General features: G+C 37.1%; 14 protein-coding genes. 1 reads left to right on the forward strand and 13 read right to left on the reverse strand.

Annotated elements, in window-relative coordinates; genetic code table 11:
• Positions 1–66: 66 nt before the first annotated feature.
• The 9 genes from B9T35_RS14735 to B9T35_RS14775 all read right to left on the reverse strand — a co-directional run bounded on the left by B9T35_RS14735 (position 67) and on the right by B9T35_RS14775 (position 12,833).
• Complete coding sequence (locus B9T35_RS14735; RefSeq protein ID WP_086191853.1) at positions 67–1,695, reverse strand: long-chain fatty acid--CoA ligase; 1,629 nt, start codon at positions 1,693–1,695, stop codon at positions 67–69.
• Between the two features lie 460 nt (positions 1,696–2,155).
• Positions 2,156–3,181 (reverse strand): AraC family transcriptional regulator, encoded by a 1,026-nt coding sequence (locus tag B9T35_RS14740; protein WP_086191854.1) that lies wholly within the window; start codon positions 3,179–3,181, stop codon positions 2,156–2,158.
• Between the two features lie 511 nt (positions 3,182–3,692).
• Entirely contained in the window at positions 3,693–5,528 is a 1,836-nt protein-coding gene (locus tag B9T35_RS14745; RefSeq protein WP_086191855.1) for a DUF1302 domain-containing protein, read from the reverse strand.
• Between the two features lie 71 nt (positions 5,529–5,599).
• Positions 5,600–6,946 (reverse strand): MFS transporter, encoded by a 1,347-nt coding sequence (locus B9T35_RS14750; protein WP_086191856.1) that lies wholly within the window; start codon positions 6,944–6,946, stop codon positions 5,600–5,602.
• Between the two features lie 88 nt (positions 6,947–7,034).
• On the reverse strand, positions 7,035–7,772 hold the full coding sequence (locus B9T35_RS14755) for a gamma-carboxymuconolactone decarboxylase (RefSeq protein ID WP_086191857.1): 738 nt from the start codon (positions 7,770–7,772) through the stop codon (positions 7,035–7,037).
• Positions 7,773–7,792: 20 nt separating this feature from the next.
• On the reverse strand, positions 7,793–8,647 hold the full coding sequence (locus B9T35_RS14760) for an SDR family NAD(P)-dependent oxidoreductase (protein ID WP_322853545.1): 855 nt from the start codon (positions 8,645–8,647) through the stop codon (positions 7,793–7,795).
• Positions 8,648–8,686: 39 nt separating this feature from the next.
• Complete coding sequence (locus tag B9T35_RS14765) at positions 8,687–9,739, reverse strand: 3-keto-5-aminohexanoate cleavage protein (RefSeq protein WP_086191859.1); 1,053 nt, start codon at positions 9,737–9,739, stop codon at positions 8,687–8,689.
• A 395-nt stretch (positions 9,740–10,134) separates the two neighbouring features.
• Positions 10,135–11,970 carry a DUF1302 domain-containing protein gene (locus tag B9T35_RS14770; protein ID WP_086191860.1) on the reverse strand — a complete coding sequence of 612 codons (1,836 nt, stop codon included), beginning with the start codon at positions 11,968–11,970 and terminating at the stop codon, positions 10,135–10,137.
• A 296-nt stretch (positions 11,971–12,266) separates the two neighbouring features.
• Positions 12,267–12,833, reverse strand: a complete 567-nt coding sequence (locus tag B9T35_RS14775; protein ID WP_086191861.1) for an RBBP9/YdeN family alpha/beta hydrolase — start codon at positions 12,831–12,833, stop codon at positions 12,267–12,269.
• Between the two features lie 302 nt (positions 12,834–13,135).
• On the opposite strand from B9T35_RS14775, the gene B9T35_RS14780 reads away from it, so the two are divergent.
• The gene (locus tag B9T35_RS14780) at positions 13,136–14,146 is read left to right on the forward strand and encodes an AraC family transcriptional regulator (protein ID WP_086191862.1); all 1,011 of its coding nucleotides are present in this window, start codon (positions 13,136–13,138) and stop codon (positions 14,144–14,146) included.
• A gap of 163 nt (positions 14,147–14,309) precedes the next feature.
• Here B9T35_RS14780 and B9T35_RS14785 read toward each other — a convergent pair whose 3' ends face one another.
• The 4 genes from B9T35_RS14785 to B9T35_RS14800 are packed head-to-tail and all read right to left on the reverse strand — an operon-like array spanning position 14,310 to position 17,627.
• The gene (locus tag B9T35_RS14785) at positions 14,310–15,320 is read right to left on the reverse strand and encodes a YeiH family protein (protein ID WP_086191863.1); all 1,011 of its coding nucleotides are present in this window, start codon (positions 15,318–15,320) and stop codon (positions 14,310–14,312) included.
• Positions 15,313–15,651: a Rieske (2Fe-2S) protein gene (locus B9T35_RS14790; RefSeq protein ID WP_086191864.1), complete on the reverse strand. Its 339-nt coding sequence runs from the start codon at positions 15,649–15,651 to the stop codon at positions 15,313–15,315. The genes B9T35_RS14785 and B9T35_RS14790 overlap by 8 nt, the downstream gene beginning before the upstream one ends.
• Positions 15,652–15,657: 6 nt before the next feature.
• Positions 15,658–16,302, reverse strand: a complete 645-nt coding sequence (locus tag B9T35_RS14795; protein WP_086191865.1) for a DsbA family oxidoreductase — start codon at positions 16,300–16,302, stop codon at positions 15,658–15,660.
• On the reverse strand, positions 16,299–17,627 hold the full coding sequence (locus B9T35_RS14800; RefSeq protein WP_086191866.1) for an MFS transporter: 1,329 nt from the start codon (positions 17,625–17,627) through the stop codon (positions 16,299–16,301). Before B9T35_RS14800 ends, B9T35_RS14795 begins: the two co-directional genes overlap by 4 nt.
• Positions 17,628–17,704 lie beyond the last annotated feature (77 nt).

The raw sequence follows: 17,704 nt of genomic DNA on the forward strand, positions 1-17,704 counted from the left end.
TTCGTTATCCATTGAAGTTGATATATCTCTTCAATATTTTCACACACGATTTAGTATGAAATTTGATTAGCTTTCTAATAAAACTGATCCATATATTTCACGTAAATCCTTTTTCAAAATTTTACCTGTTCCACCGACAGGGATTGAATCAACAAAAATGACCTTGTCTGGAATTTGCCATTTCGCAATTTTATCCGTGTAGTAATCTAGAATATCTTCAGCTGTAATTTGGCTTTCAGCCGATTTTTTCGCAATGAGGATGGGGCGTTCATCCCATTTAAGATGCGTTGCAGCAATCACAGCAACGTTATCAATTTCAGGATGGGCAATTGCGATATTTTCTAATTCCACAGAAGAAATCCATTCTCCACCGGATTTAATTAAATCTTTAGAGCGGTCACTAATATTCATATAACCATCTTGATCAAGGGTTGCGATATCCCCTGTATCAAACCAACCATCAACAGTCAGTGCAGATTTATCAGTACCAAAATAAGAATCAACAATCCAATGCCCTTTTATTTGCAAATTACCTGTAGTTTGACCATCTCTTTGAACTTCATTCGCGCCATTTTCTGCATCAGTCACACGCAGTTGTACACCAAAAGGTGGACGACCTTGTGATAAACGAAGTTTGGATTGTTCAGTTTCAGATAAATCAAAGTGCTTCGCTTTGAGTTGATTTACTGCTCCAACAGGACTTGTTTCTGTCATCCCCCAAGCATGAATCGTTTCGCATTGATAAACATCTTTAAACGTTTTAATCATAGAAGGTGGACATGCTGCACCACCGACAACATTACGTTTCAAACTTGGAAGCTGACTTCCTAATTGCTGAGCCGCAGTTAATAAACCTTGCCAAATCGTCGGTACACCCAACGCATTGGTTACTTTGTATTGATCAATGAGCTGAACCAAACTGGTTCCATCTAACATTGGACCAGGTAAAACCATACTACAACCCACCATTGCCGCCGCATACGGTGTTCCCCAAGCATTCACATGGAACATGGGCACTACAGGTAAAATTCGGTCTTTCGCAGAGAGATTTAATGAATCAGCTAAGCTACTTGCATAACTATGCAAGACTGTTGAGCGATGGCTATACAATACCCCTTTAGGATTGCCTGTCGTTCCAGAGGTATAGCACAGTGAACTTGCCGTTTGTTCTTCAAGTTGTGGCCATTCAAAATACTCAGATTGTGAAGCAATTAAATCATCATAAAACTGAACTTCGGGGAATGCTGTTTTGATGTTTTCATCATAAGCATCAAGACAAATAAAATGTTCAACATGAGTTAAAGATTCTTGAATAGAAAGAATTAAATTTAGAAATGTTTTATCAAAAATCAGGACTTTATCTTCAGCATTGTTAATAATGTAAGTCAATTGTTCAGGGAAAAGACGTGGATTAATAGTATGACAAATAAACCCACTGCCTGATATCGCATACCAAGATTCTAAATGTCGATGATTATTCCAAGCAATGGTTGCCACTCGATCACTAGGAGATAAACTGAAGGATTGTAAAACATTGGCAAATCGTTTTGAATTTTTAGCAATTTGAGCCCAACAACTCTCCGTCATTGTGCCATCTGTATTTTTTGAGATAATGGCTGTATCTGCATGATACATTTCAGCATGTTCGATTAAATTACTAATCAACAAGGGTTGAAACATCATATTTCCGTGCATTTTAATATCCTTATTTACAACCTTGATGGATTTATTCTTTAATATCCGTACACAATGACTTCTTTTCTTGCTTTAGAAAATACAATAATTTTCTCTTTTAATTTTGTCATTTAGTCTTATATATTTGTCATTTAGTCACAATGAACCAGAAAAATACGTTCGCTTATTTTAAATTGCTTTAATTATTTATTTTTTAATGTACTTACATCAAATAAATTTAATTCGACAGTAGAATTCTTATTAAAAATTTCTGTATTTATGCATAAGTCTCGATGAGACTAGTCGAAAAAAGATTAGGAATATTTATGCAAGATATCGAATCTAAGTAAATAATTTTTCTAAACTTTATGATTATTTTTATACAAAAAGATAATTAGTAACACACCTATTCCTTTCAAAAATATGGACATCTAAACCTATTCATTTATTTCTAAATATCCTCCGACTTATATTTTTCACTTCAAGCTTGCATGCCCGCTCGTCTCCAACGCCCTGGTGTAATACCGTACCAACGTTTAAATGCGCGAGTAAAATTTGCTTGATCGTCATAACCAAGTTGATTGGCTACTTCGATAATCATTAATTTTGGATTTTTAAGCAATTTAATCGCAATTTTCTTTCTTGTTATTTCTAGTAAGGCTTCAAAAGTAGTGTGATGCTTATTTAAATAACGATATAGGGTGAATCGATGTATAGAGAAATATTCCGCAACTCGCTCAATGTTACAAATGTGATAAGGCAATAATTCTTCAATAATTTTACAGACTTGAGCAATGACATCTACGCTATCATTACTTTGTAATTCTGATAAATGTTGACGTAAAAAATCATCTAATTGATTGTCATGACCTGTACGTGCTTGATCTAATTGTTCCTGAGGAAATAGGATTTCATGCTGTGTCTGCCCAAACCATACTGGGCAACGGAAAAACTTTTCATAGAGATGCGCAGACTTTGGTTTCGGATATGAAATCCGTACTAAAGTAGGTCGCCAAGGCTTAGCTAGAACCAACTCTATAATAGAAACAATCGCTGCTAAATATGCAGTTTGATATTGTTCTTTACGTGGAATTTCACCATCAATAAGCATGCATATTCGTGCATAACCTTGATCTTCTTGTAAATCGAGTTTCTGCCCTCTGTACCACATACTGCCATAAGAAAATAAACTTTCTAAAGCATCACGCATTGTTGCTGCATTCAACACTAAAAAACGTAATGGCCCTATATTTGAAAGTTTTGCATCTTTGCCAATGAGTAATCCTAAATGATCACAACCTGTTAATTCTTCAACGGCTTTAAAAATATTACCTTGTGTTTGTAGAGATACGGGCATTAAATTATTTTTTAAATCTTCTAATTTAATTTCAAATTGATCAAATATGATTTGTGGATCAAGACCTTGTTCTTCTAAAAAATGTGCAATAAAACTGAGGATACCAATAGGATTAGACTTCTCTTGGATTTTAGAATCAATATGTTGCATCTTCACCTCTGCTTTACTGAGGTAACAGGTATGTTTTAGATTTAATCTGTCAGATTAAAATTTAGAAAAATACTCACCTAACTAGATGGCGTCACTTTGTAAATAAAGCCTGTATTTCTCTTAACCAAAACATATTCACTGTACCAAATTCCTTTTGATAAAATTCCCAAGCAACTTCATTGCATAGCATCTATAAATTTATTAATAGCTCATCATTATTTCTATTTAATGAGAAATAATAAGCCTTCATTCTCAATTTATCATATAGACCATATCGTATAAATTTTAATTTTCAAACCTTAATTTTAAAATACTATTCAAGTTTTTTTGATAACTGATATTTATAATTCTCCTACACAATCCCTAATAAAGAAAAAAGTTGGAATAATTTATTCTATCTTCTCATTAAGCATCTTTAAAAGTTTCTAAACTCGTATCTAGAACGACTTAACCCACCATCGCCAATAGATGACCATGATAGGTTAATTAAAATCAGCAGCTTATTTTATCGCTAAAAATTAACTTTAAAAACTAAAGATGCAAAATCTCGATCATCAATCACACTGAATTCATTCGAACCAAAAAAATTATAATAGGCAACCTCAGCTGTATATTTTTTTTGATACGTTACTGACAATGCTGCGCCAATACTCATTTGGCCTTCTTGAAAGTTTTGACTATAGCCGTGTATATCATGGCGAAAGCTAAGGCTTGGTCTAATCACCGTTGCAGGGAAAATATCAGTATAATTTAATATTCCACGTACTCGATAACCTAGAGACCACTCACTAAAAAAACCATCTTTATTACAAAATCGAGCATTCATATTATCAATGACTTCTTTTGAAAGATTTGCAGTGCCATACGGCGTGCATTTAAATGCACCAGTCTCAGGATTATAAGCGCCTGTAGAAAGCTTGCTTCGACCAAAAGCACTACTTCTACCAATACGACTATTACCAATATCTGAGATATGATTGACTCCAAACTCTGTAGCCCATGTCAATGTATTTGCTCCCAGAATATTAGAAATACTATTATCTGTAGCGCCTATAGAAAATTGTGTAACAGGTAAACGTACATATCCTTCTATATATTCATCTAATTCAGGAGCGATCCCAACTGGCGTAAAAGGTGTTTCATTTGATAAAATTTGATAATAGACAACATCTGGTCCATTTAATTGCAATGGATGATTGGGTTTATAATTTAATTCACTAAAAACTTTTGTCGTTCCTATTTTACCTGTCAAACTCAATCCAAACATTTCAATGTCTTCAGGATATACAGCAAAAAAAGCTGCTGTGTTAAAATTTTCGGCTCCCCGCGCTTTTACTGTAGTTGCATCAAAGTTCGCAACTCGATTATGATAATTTGCATAATAAACACCTAGTTCAGCATTATTCAAACTTGGTAATATCTGTTTAATTGCGACACCATATTGTCCACTATCTTTAGGCATATGATCTTCAGTACGTGGTATATAACTCTTCGCATTTAATGCTGTCTCTGATAATTTATCGCCAAGTCCAGCCATGAGCATAGGTCCACAATTTTTAGGGACAACATCTGAAATTTCAAAAAAAGTACCGCAACCATCCGCAACACTTGGTCTAAACTTAAATTGATAAAAACCTTCAATGGTAAGATTTTTATTTATTTCTGCTGCAAAGGAAAACATTTCAACAGGAATAATCATTTCTTTTACATCAACACCAGGTCTATTCATTGCAGCAAAATCAAAAGCACTGACTGAATTTAAACCGTTTTGGAAGAACTGTGATTCCCCCCAATTCAACGCATGCTTACCTAGTTTAGTATTAATACTGCGTCTATTATTAAGCTCAAAATTTTTCCATACATACGCATCCCAAAGATCAACACCTTTGAACTTTGCAAGTCTAGTTAATTTAGAATCATCAAAAGCTTTTAAATCCCCATGACCTGTTTCATAGGCATAGTCATACCAATACTTTGCACTTGCTACAATACCCTGCTGACCATCGTTTAAACGAAACTCTGTATAACCCTTAAGAACCTGTGAAATAGGATCATTCTTACTAAAATTAATTCGCCCATCGTCAGCATTTACATCTAGACTATATCCATCTTTTCCTATTTTATTTGCATCAGGCTTATAAAGCAGTGAAGCTGATGGATCTTGAGTACTCCAACTCCCCCCTACACTTAAATTGGTATTGGTTTCCAATTTCCAATTTTCATTAATATCAAAACTTGTTGCTGAAACATTAGATATTGAAAAAATCAAACCCAAAAAAACACTAACTACTTGTATTGACGAAATATTATTTTCAGTTCCATTGAGACATAAATATTTATTCACCATACCATCTCCATGTAGATATGATTTATTTCAGATTACCTCCTATCACAAGGAGGTGCTTATGGTCTTAAGAGTTAAAGTGTATTGATACTTTTTTGTTCTTTTAACAAACGTGCAGGTATAGCAAGCAATATCGTAATTGCTCCTATAACAAGTAATACGCCAATCACACTAAATGCCAGATAAATGCTTCCTGTTTGTGTTTTAATCGCGCCAACCACAGCTGGACTAATAACAGCAGCAAGGCTACCTAAGACGTTAATCCATGCAATACCGAGTGCCGCTGCTGTAACAGATAAATAAGTAGGTGGAATCGTCCAAAATAAAGTACCTGCAGAAAAGCAAGCACCACAGCCCACTGTAAGTAATAAAATAAAAATTGTCAGATCATGTTGAGCAAATCCGAGTAACATAAAGCTTAATGCACCAACTGCCATGGTTAATGCCAAATGCCAACGACGCTCAAGATGTTTATCTGAACTACGGCATACGAAATACATTGCAATCAATGCAAATAAATAAGGTAGGCTTGAAATTAATCCAATTTGATGTAGATCTTGTACACCGAATTCACGAATTAAAGTCGGTACCCAATAGGTAATAGTATTTGTACCTGAATAAATACATAAAAATACGAGACCCATTAAATGTACTCGTGGATCTAGGAATACTTGTTTTAAAGAACTCTTTTCATTTTCAACAGGAACTCTCTCACTCAACAAGCTTATTTTGATGATAAGTTTTTCACGAACGGTGAGCCATTTTGCTTGTTCTGGATTATCAACAAGCCAAAACCAAGTAAAAACACCCAATATGACCGCTGGAACACCTTCAATAACAAATAGAGCTTGCCAATCTCTTAATCCCATCCAACCATCAAATGTAGACATGATCCAAGTCGCCAAAGGGCCATTAATAATCCCTGCAACGAGTGCCGACATGAGAAAAATAGACGTTACACGCCCTCTTAAAAACCCAGGAAACCAATAGGTTAAATATAAAATAATGCCCGGTACAAAACCTGCTTCTGCCACGCCAATCAAGAAGCGAAAAACATAAAAGCTTGTTGTACTTTCTACAGTACTCATTAAGATTGTGAGAATCCCCCACAACAACATAATCCGAGTTAGGGTTGCTCGAGCTCCCACTCTTTTCATATACATATTGCTTGGAATTTCAAAAAGTAGGTAACCAATAAAAAATATAGATGTGCCTATTCCATAAGCTGCATCACTTAGTAAAAGATCTTCAGCCATACGCAGTTTTGCAAATGAAATATTGATTCGATCTATAATATTTAGGAAATAAGCAATAAAAATAAAAGGCACTATTCTGAATATTACTTTCTTAAACGTTTGATTCTGCTCTTCAGCAGTGATGTTATGACTCTCTAAAGACAAATGCTCTTGATCTAAACCCACATGAATCTCCTCATATTTATATTTTGAATGTCCCTATCGCTATCGCTCTTGTGTAACTTGAAGCTATATATATCAAGATCGTTTTGACTTATGCCTTGTAATTGTCTTTTAAAGCCTTCACAAGTATAGGAATGCCTACTTCACAAGCTTCAATCCCTTGTAGACTTACAATTTTTAGAATTTCTAAAATTTGATCTTTATTTGCACCTAACTGTAATGCAGCCTGAATATGTCTTTGTGTACCGTGTGACCACATATGGGTGATTGCGGCATCTCCGGCAATACATAAAAATTCAACCCAAAGTGTTGGTAATACTCCACTCTTCCAAGCACTTGTTGCCATTTTTAAAAAATTTTCCAAATAATCTGGATCCCAACGATAAAGGGTTTCCCAAAGTGGATTAAACATTCCTTGAGCACGTATTTCGTCACACACTGGCGTTTCTACAGCAACCACATCTTCTTCAATGAGGCCTGCTGTAACCAATTCCTTTTCTAGAATTGGAACACCAAGTGCACATGCATGTATTCCGACTACACTGGCCAATTTAAAAACTTCTAAAATTTCAGAACGACTCACACCAATTCGTAAAGCATCACGAACATGACGTTGTACGCCTGGCCTATATAAATGAGTCGCTGTTACATCAATCATCAATCGAATCAATGACAAAAGCTTTGGTTCTAAAATATTATTCATCTGACAATCTTGCACTAACGTCATAAAACATTCAGTCCACTTCCCATCCCATTCAGCCATGACATCAAATGATGCATCGAATAAGCCTGCTGCTCTTAAAGCATCATAATTAGGTGTATTTTTCATATTCCTATTCCCTTTATGAATTAAATGACAATCCCACCATTTGGACTAATGACCTGTCCGACCAAATAATGTTCACCACTTAAATACAATACAGTTCCTGCATATTCTTCCAATGTACCAAACCGCCCTGCAGGTACGCTTTGCCAAAGTCGATTACATGCTTCCTCACCAACGGCATCTAAGTACGCATTAAACTGTTCAGTTGCAACACCACCTGGTGCTAATGCATTTACAAAAATATTGGCGCCCGCGACCTCATAAGCTACTGATTTAGTAAATGCAATAACTGCTCCTTTTGTTGCGCTATAAGGTGGACTATGTGCACTTTTACTCGACATTCCAGCTATAGATGCAACATTCACAATTTTCCCTGAACGTTGAGGTTCCATAAGTTTTAAAGCTTCACGCGTACAATAAAATACACCGTTAACATTAACGCCCCAGAAACGTTCCCATTCCTCATCGGTAATCCAACGTGTAAAACTGAGTGAACGTCTAGCCTCTGGCATTGCGTTATAGTCATACAAGGCTGTACGTCGTTGCGTATCTAGTTCTGAAGTGGGTGTTATTGCTGCATTATTAATAAGGACATCTAAAGTGCCATAACGCTCAACAATTTTTTCAAACATTGCAGAGACTTGAGTACTTGAAGAAACATCACACTTTACTGCCAAACATTCTGCGCCATGTTGTTCAACGATTTTTTGCGTTGCTAATAAAGTTATTGGATCTACATCGCAAATTACCAACTTCGCTCCATATTTAGCAAAAGCTTCGGCACATGCTTTTCCTAAGCCTGGACCTACACCTGTTACCAACACAACTTTGTTTTGAAATTCCATGTCATTACTTCCATTTTTAAATGTTGATACCAATGACTATCTATTCAATAAACATCGGCAATTTTTAAATGATTAATGACCTGGAACTGTAAATCCACGTTGTCCTAGCTTACGATTAGGTGCCATACCTAATTGATGAATTGTTTCTTCAGCACTCTTATATTTTTTTCCAATTTTATAAATTTCTCGTGCTTCTTTAGCTGTAGCAACATCACGATATAATTCACGAGCAACTCGAACAGTTTTTTCAACTTGTTGAACTGAAGACATTCGCTCACTCTTACGCCCCCATAAATTATCTTCAATGCCTACTCGGACATGCATACCTAATGCGATTGCCATCGTATTCATTGGTAATACTGAGCGCATTAAACATTCATACGTTAAAATAGAACCTGCTGGGCAACGCTTAGTAAATTGAATTAAGTCAGAAGGATCTATCCCTGCTGATCCTCCTGCAATAGCAACATAATTAAGATTTAAAGGACCTGTATATATACCCTTCCGGATTAAACGATCGACTGTTTCTAATTGATGAATATTTCCTAACATGAAATGTGGTTGAATATCGTTAGCTTGCAAACGTTTTAGATGTTCTATAAAAAATGATGGCTTAGCATCTACAACCATTTCTGAGTATGCTTGATGATATTCTGGTTTTTCTAATATCGTTCCTGCTATGTCATCGGCAGACATTATTTCGCAGAGATTCATTTGAGAACTATTAATAGCAATGGTGACTTGATCTGGTTTTGGATTTAATTCAGCAAGCATATGACGTGTGTCATAATCTAACCAGCTTGCAGCAGCGCCTTCGTCTTCTGGGGCAAAAGAAATAGAACCGCCTACTTGAATAATCATTTCAGGTACAGCTTGTTGCAGTGATTCAATCATTTTATTGAACTGACTCATTTTTTTTGAGCCTTTACCATCTGTTTCACGAACATGCAAATGTAGGACAGTTGCACCTGCATTATAACAATCTACAGCCTTTTGAACTTGCTCATCAAAAGTCACGGGAATATCATTTGAGTCACTTGGAATCCATTGTGGTCCGTAAGGTGCGACTTGAATGACTAATTTTTCTTGATTTTCAGGTAAAAGACTATCGTCTAAAAAGTACATTTATTTTCTCCGTATTTAATCTTTATTTTTAGAGCCATCCTTTGACTCTCAGTATAAAATACAAGCAAACAGATTTACTTTTTTGTCTTTAAAACACTCATATTTGTCTTTTCGTCATTATCTTTTATTTATTTTTTATATTTTTTTAATCACCATAAATAATAAGTCAGCGCCTATTCAAAATCAGCGTGAAATAAAATATTTATAGTTAAGTTATAAAAAGTTACTGAATAGCTCTCTTTATTTTCCTCCGAATAAAGAAAAGTGCTTTATGCAAAAATATAATATACCCAGCTATTTTTAAAATTCTAAATTGGTATTTATAACGACTTAACCCACCATTGCCAATAGCTGACCATGATGAGTTAATTAAAATCAAAAGCTTATTTTTATCGCTAAAAATTAACTTTAAAAACTAAAGATGCAAAATCCCGATCATCTAAAACACTGAATTCATTCGAACCAAAAAAATTGGTATATGAAAGTTCAGTCACATATTTTTTCTGGTAAGTGGCTGATACTCCTGCACTGATCGCCATTTGCCCTTCCTGAAAGTTTAGACCATAACCTTTGAGATCATGACGAAACATTAAGCTGGGTGAAATGACTGTTCCTGCTAGTAAGTCGTTATAACTCAATGCACCACGTAAACGATAACCCATTGACCACTCTTCAAAGAAACCTTCACTATTACAATATTTTGCATTCAGATCCCGAACTTCCTGATCAGACAGTTGTCCAGTTTTTGGGGTAATACAATAGGTTTCTAATTTTGATGGATCATACGCCCCTGTTGATAAACCACTACGACCAAATGCACCACTACGACCAAAATGATATTGATCAGTATCGCCAATATGGTTAATCCCCATTTCACCAACCAAAGATAAAGCACTTGCGCCCAATACATTTGGAATCGAACTTGCTGCACCAAGTGTAAACTGCGTTACAGGAACTTCTGCAAAACCCTGAATACGTTCACCCAGTTTTAAAGTTTCGTTGGGAGCAGTCAGTGGTGTATCGTTATATAAAGCTTGTGCATACACCATATCAGTACTGTTAAAGTGTAATGGCATATTAGGCTTATAATTTAACTCACTGAAAATTGCAGTCTTTCCCACCTTAGCTGTTAAGCTCAAACCATACATTTGGATGTCTTCAGGATAGACCGATACAATTCGAGCGGTATGGTAATTTGCAACACCTGGCTCAGAAACAACAACACCATCAAAATGTAAAATACGGCTGTGATAATTTGCATAATATGCCCCAAGCTCAGCATTATTTAGACTTGGAATAATTTGCTTAATCGCCACACCATATTGCCCACTATTTTTGGCATATTCACTAGGTAATCGCGCGACTGTAAAATCTACTGGACCATTCATCGCTTGATCTGAGGTAAACCCTGGACCACTGATTAAAAGAGGACCACAATTTTCTGCAAAAACATCAGAAACTTCAAAGAATGTACCGCAACCATCAATGACTGAAGGTCTAAATTTAAATTGGTAAAAACCCTCAACCTTCAATTTATCATTCAAGCCTGCAACAAAAGAGAACATTTCCACAGGAATGATCCGTTCTTTTACATCACCACCCGGACGGTTCATTGCAGCATAATCAAAAGCACTGACTGAATTTAAACCATTTTGAAAGAATTGTGATTTACCCCAATTCAAAGCATGTTTACCCAATTTCAATTCTAAACTTTTTGAATTTTCAAAATTAAAATTTTTCCAAATATAAGCATCCCAAAGATCAACACCTTTGAATTTAACCAAACGTGGCCATGCCGAATCATCAAATGCTGTAAAATCACCTTTACTTGTTTCATAGGCATGGTCATACCAATATTTGGCACTCAGTACAGCACCTTGTTGTTTACCATTTAATTTAAATTCAGTAAAACCTTTAATAATTTGCGAAATTGCATCCCCTTTTTCAAAATTGGCACGACCATTATCACCATTAATATCAATACTCGAACCTTCTTTGCCAATGCTGAGTGCATCAGGTCTATAGAGCAATGCAGCATCAGGGTTGGCTGTACTCCAACTTTGCCCAATGCTTAAACTGGTATTGGTTTCCAATTTCCAATCCTGATTAAGCTCAAAACTAGCCGCTGAAACTTCTGATATTGAAAAAACCAAACCACACAAGACACCAAACTTTTGGATGATCAATATATTATTTCTAATTCCATTTACACATACAGATTTATGTACCATACCAGCTCCATTTAGATATGATTTATTGTTTGATGGGTTTGTTCTTCATCACTATATGATCAATTTAAATGACAGGCTTTTCCTGGGAACCAAGAAAAGTAATCATCCAAAAACACATATTTTTTTCTACATATTCAATCTTTATTTTTCGAAGCCATCCTTTGGCTTGAAATGTAAACTACCTGTTTCAAGACACTCTCTTTTGTCTTTAGGTCATCTAAATTAGTCTTTTAGTCATTATTTCTCATTCATTTCATCTTTTTTCCTGATAGCCTAAATCAGCCTTAATGATCAACTCAATCATCAAGTTGCTGAATAAATTCTTCAGCCTGTGGCCAAGGACCAAAACCAGCAGCTGGGTTAAGATGCCCCACAGCGCCTAAGTTCACTAACCGACTGCCCCATGTTTTTGCCATTTCAGCAACTGCATCATGCTGAGCTAAAGGATCATTGGTACTGGCAATAACGATACTTGGAAAAGGCAAGACTTGATTCGGTAGTGGACTCCAACCTTCTAGCCGAAGCGTATCTGGACTTGGGTAGTTTTCAGGCCAACTTTCAGACAAATCAGGTGGAGTAACAAGCAATGCACCTTTAATATTATGTTGATGCTGAGCTGCCCAATGAATCGTCATCAAAACACCTGCACTGTGTGCAACCAAAATAACGGGACCTTCTATTTGTTCTAGTTGTTCTTGAATCGCTACAACGCGTTTTGCACAATTAAGTTTGTCTACTTGTAGAGGTGGCACAGAACGTACTTTAAGCAAACGAGCCTCAAGTAAGGTTTGCCAATGTTCGGCAACATGATCACGTAAGCCAGGAATGATTAAAACAGTCGCCTTAGTCAGTATTTTTTCCATCTCTACACCTTTCACCTGAATAGTCTTCTAAAAATAATGTGTGATCTAAATTTTTATTCAGATTAAAGAGTTAGCTTTTTAAATGATGTACTTTAGGTGTCACTCTCTTTTCATTTGATGACAAATCGTTTTAAAGTGTTTTATATTGAGTCATCAACTTCCTAACAACGGCTAAAAAACTCAAAACGAACAAATACACAGCATTGCTTTATGCCGAAAGTAAGTACTATACAAGGCTGAGTATTTTGTTTAAAAATCAAGGTTAATCAGGATGGTTAATTTAAAAATATGGAGATAATAAAATGGTACCTCTTGCGCATGCTGCCGTTCTAAAGAACTATTTGGATGTGAGCCAACAATTAGACGTTAATGCCCACCATTTATTATCCAGTGTTGGCCTTAACCTCACTCAATTAAATGACACCAAACAACGTATTCCAGTAGATAAAGCCATTGATTTACTAGAACAGTCAGCTCAAATCAGCGGTTGTGAAGTATTTGGTTTACGCATGGCTGAACAACGCCAACTCTCAGATTTTGGAGAAATTAGTTTATTGTTGAGTTATCAGCATACTCTACGTGACGCATTGCAAACGATCGTTCGCTACCGTAATTTATTGAATAATGCCCTTGCGATTTATATTGAAGAAGTTGGCAATACCGTCATCATTCGAGAAGAAGTGGTGACCACTGCTTCTGTGTATAGTCGCCAATCAACTGAGCTGGCACTGGGAATTACACATCGTTTATGTGCTGCTTTATTGTCTCAAAAATGGAAACCGTTGAGCATACACTTTACACATAGCGCACCGAGTGATCTCGCTGCTCATAAGCGCTTTTTTGGATGCTCATTGGAATTTGGCAGTGAGTTCAATGGTATCGTCTGTACAGCGACAGATCTGGATACGACCAATCCTCAAGCCAATACGGCGATGGCTGATCATGCTCAGCGTTATCTTGATATTTTACAGAATGATAGTGAATCTTCGATTATTTTTGATATCCGTAAAAGTATCTATCTCCTTTTACCGATGGGCCGTGCCACGATTGATCAAATCGCACATACCCATGGTATTAACGTACGAACATTGCAACGACGTCTTGAAGCATCTCAAACCAGTTTTAGTGATTTAATGAATGATGTACGGCGAAATCTGGTGTTTCGCTATTTGAATAACCTGAATTATTCACTTGGGCAAGTTTCTGATATTTTGGGTTACTCTACCCCAAGTTCATTTACACGATGGTTTATTAGTCAATTTAAAATGGCACCAACGACTTGGCGTAATTCGAATAAAGCTTTGCTCGATTGATGAGCTAAGATAAAAGAATTGATTTCTTGCATCCAACTTTTTTTAGTTTCTTTCTCTGAGAAATTAAAAGATGTAATGCAAGAAGTTCATTAATCGATTTTGCTGTTGAAAGTTTTATATTTATATTCATCACAGCAAAACCTCTGTAAAATAATTTTAAAGACTAAAACCACCAATGCATTAATAATAAGACCAATACCACAAGAAAAACACTTTCCCCGATCATCAACAGAATTGGCTTTATTCCTACAGATGCAAGCTCTTTAATTTGAGTCTTCATGCCCAATGCGCTGATCGCAATAATTAAAGCCCAACGAGACATTTCATTGACACCACCTTGCACAACGGTGGGTACCCAACCTGTACTATTAATACAAGCAAGAATTAAAAAACCAACGGCAAACCAAGGCAATAATGGTGGTCGTTCACCACCTGAATCTGCACCTTGCATACGTGTGATCATTGCTGCACAGACAATCACTGGAAGTAGCATCGCAACGCGCATTAGTTTTACAACTGTTGCTGTATCACCAGTTTCTGTTGACATGCTGTAACCAGCACCGACCACTTGTGCGACATCATGAATTGTTGCACCTAAAAATACCCCCGCAAGTTGTGGAGACAATTCTAACCATCTTGCAATCATTGGATAAACAATCATTGCTAAAGTCGAAAGTGCAGAAACACCAATCACTGTAAATAAAGTGGCTTTTTCTTTTTGTGGATGATTTGGAAATGCTGCTGATAATGCCAATGCTGCTGATGCACCACAAATCGCAGTCGCACCGCCAGTCAACATGCCAAATAGTTTCTGAAAGCCCAACATTTTAGCTGCGATAACCGAAACTGAAATCGTAACTACAACGAGCGTTATAACCAATGCAACAGGTTGCCACCCCAATGCTGTAATCTGACCTAACGTAATCCGCATCCCAAGTAAGGCAATACCAACACGTAATACTGTGCGTGCCGTAAACTCAATCCCTGCCTTACATTTGCTGTCTGCAGCAAGGAAATTAAGTGCCATACCTAAAAGTAGTGCAAATAGCATCACTGGAGCACCATAGTGCTCCGATAAAAAACAAGCAGCGGCGGCAACAACAACACTAACAATAAAACCTGGCATCAACTCACGTGTGCGTTGACTCAAATCTAAAAATCGTAAGCTATTCATGTCGCACTCCTTGCTCCATGACTTTCTCTATCACAATAAATACTTGCTCTCCAATCACTTCTACTGGATATGAAGCAACTTTAAGATGAGTGGAATTTAATAAATAACCACTGGCTAAATCAAAACGTAAACCATGTGCACAGCACTGAATAACTTGACCTTCCAATTTCCCATTGAATAATGAAGCCCCCTGATGCGGACAACTATCATCAATCGCATAAAATTGGCTATCTATATTAAACAGTACAAGAAATTTATCTCCCACTTTAATAAATGCACGTGCACCCGAAGTAGGTATTTTTTCTTGTGGTACTTCAAAACGACCTGTCATTTTCACTTATCCTTGTGTTGCAAGTGCTTCTAGCATCGCTTTATAAAGTACATCTGCTGGATGTGCGCCCGCTAATGCCAAACGTTCATTAAAAATGAAGTAAGGCACACCATTACCTCCTGTATTCGCAGATTCAAAAGGTTCATGCTTAGCCAAGCTATTTTTTAAAGCATCATCCGTAAAGCCACAAGCTTCTGAAATTTTAACTAAGACCGCTGTATCGCCAATATCTTCAGAGTGATGAAAATAAGCAGAAAAGAGTCGTTCTAACAACAGATCACACTGCTCTGCACTACCCACGTTTAAGGCAGTTTCAAACAAATAGTGTGCTTTAGCAGTATTCGGCATGCGCTCAATACGATCAAAATTAATCTCAACACCTACCGCTTCTGCTGCCTGATGCACTTGAGCCTGACGCGCACGTACCGCAGAAGCACTGCCTAATCTGTTAAGATAAAACTCATTAAAAGGAACACCTTCGGCAGCTAACTGCGGTATTAACTGCACCCCATGCCAAAGCAATTTCACTTCAACATTAGGATGAGTTCGCTGTAGTTGCTTTATCGCAATCTGTAACTGACGTTTTCCAATCAGACACCAAGGGCAAATAAAGTCAAAAAACACGTCTATATGCAATTGATGGGTCATCATTTATTATCCACGTTATGTTCATTCAACTGTGCCAACGCTTGCTCGTTTAATCGTGCTATATCTCGGTTATAGTGAGATTTTGCATAGAAAAATACGGCTGCTGAAGCGATACTCACCAATGGCATTAATTGAAATGCATTGTGTAAACCAATCGCATCAGACACCTTGCCAACCACCAGTGGTCCAAGTGCTAATCCAAGTAGATTATTGGCTAACGTTAAGGTTGCAAAAGCTGAGCTATGTACTGAGTTATGAGTAAGATTGGCAACCATCGCCATAGATGGTCCATTGGTACCAATGACAATAAAGACACCGAGACAAATCACAACCAATTGAGTAGAACCTGCAGGTAAGGCAAATGCAATTGATAGCAGCAGACAACTACCTAAACAATATGTGATCGCTAAAATTGCTTTCCGCTCTGGGCGATCACGCCCCATACGGTCACACAACATGCCACATAAAATCGTCCCGACTGCTCCACACAGAACAATAATCGCAGCCATCATTCCTGCAGAATCAGTACTCATTGCATAATATCGGTTCAGATAACTCGGCATCCAGACAATAACGGCACCGCCAACAAACAACTGTAAACCACTTCCAATATACGTGGCAATCACTGAAGGACTAGAGTACAAAGTTCTAAGAGGATTTTTGATTTGAATAATTTTTTGCCCAGCCGAATCTGTGAGGCCAGATGAAGCAATTCTATTTTCTTTGACAATAATGGGATATAAAAATGCTAAAGCCAGACCAAAAATCGCCATCCCACCAAATGCCCAACGCCAGCCAAAATGTTCTGCAAGTACGCCACCCAATGCCATACCTAAAAAAGAGCCACACATTCCGCCAGCCATAAAAGCACTGGCTAGTGTTGCGCGCATTTCTTTTGGAAAAACAGCCATGACCACCGCAATACCGACACTGCCATACGCAGCTTCGCCAACACCAACCATGAAGCGAGCGATAAACATCTGTTGATAGTTTTCTGCGAGCGCGCAACCTAATGTTGCTACGCTCCACAATATCGCCATGATAGTTAAGCTTTTGACTCGACCAAAACGGTCTGCCAATAATGACAATGGAACGGTTAATAAACCGACCATGAGTGCCACAATGCCACTTAATAAACCCAATTGGCTATCACTGAGTGCCCATTCACTTTTCAGTAAAGGGAAAACTGCATTTAACACTTGGCGCGACATATAGTCGGAGATAAGCAAACCAAATGTGAGGGCAAAAACTAGCCATGCATAGCGACGGGGTACACTTAATGATGTATCTACACTGCTCGTATGAGCTGTATAATGATGAGCATTCATACGACCTCCTTGTGTTTTTATAATTTTATCTAGTCAGCGAAGGCCCATTTCCTCTCAGAAACGTGATCTTCGCTATT

Origin of the sequence: Acinetobacter sp. ANC 3832, assembly GCF_002135415.1 — a bacterium.
In the GTDB taxonomy this organism is placed as follows: domain Bacteria; phylum Pseudomonadota; class Gammaproteobacteria; order Pseudomonadales; family Moraxellaceae; genus Acinetobacter.

Bases quoted from the DNA above. Each gene is read 5' to 3' on its own strand.
- B9T35_RS14740 (WP_086191854.1), bottom strand. From the start codon at position 3,181: ATGCAACATATTGATTCTAAAATCCAAGAGAAGTCTAATCCTATTGGT.
- B9T35_RS14755 (WP_086191857.1), bottom strand. From the start codon at position 7,772: ATGAAAAATACACCTAATTATGATGCTTTAAGAGCAGCAGGCTTATTC.
- B9T35_RS14765 (WP_086191859.1), bottom strand. From the start codon at position 9,739: ATGTACTTTTTAGACGATAGTCTTTTACCTGAAAATCAAGAAAAATTA.
- B9T35_RS14775 (WP_086191861.1), bottom strand. From the start codon at position 12,833: ATGGAAAAAATACTGACTAAGGCGACTGTTTTAATCATTCCTGGCTTA.
- B9T35_RS14800 (WP_086191866.1), bottom strand. From the start codon at position 17,627: ATGAATGCTCATCATTATACAGCTCATACGAGCAGTGTAGATACATCA.
- B9T35_RS14790 (WP_086191864.1), bottom strand. From the start codon at position 15,651: ATGACAGGTCGTTTTGAAGTACCACAAGAAAAAATACCTACTTCGGGT.
- B9T35_RS14770 (WP_086191860.1), bottom strand. From the start codon at position 11,970: ATGGTACATAAATCTGTATGTGTAAATGGAATTAGAAATAATATATTG.
- B9T35_RS14780 (WP_086191862.1), top strand. From the start codon at position 13,136: ATGGTACCTCTTGCGCATGCTGCCGTTCTAAAGAACTATTTGGATGTG.
- B9T35_RS14735 (WP_086191853.1), bottom strand. From the start codon at position 1,695: ATGCACGGAAATATGATGTTTCAACCCTTGTTGATTAGTAATTTAATC.
- B9T35_RS14745 (WP_086191855.1), bottom strand. From the start codon at position 5,528: ATGGTGAATAAATATTTATGTCTCAATGGAACTGAAAATAATATTTCG.
- B9T35_RS14795 (WP_086191865.1), bottom strand. From the start codon at position 16,302: ATGATGACCCATCAATTGCATATAGACGTGTTTTTTGACTTTATTTGC.
- B9T35_RS14785 (WP_086191863.1), bottom strand. From the start codon at position 15,320: ATGAATAGCTTACGATTTTTAGATTTGAGTCAACGCACACGTGAGTTG.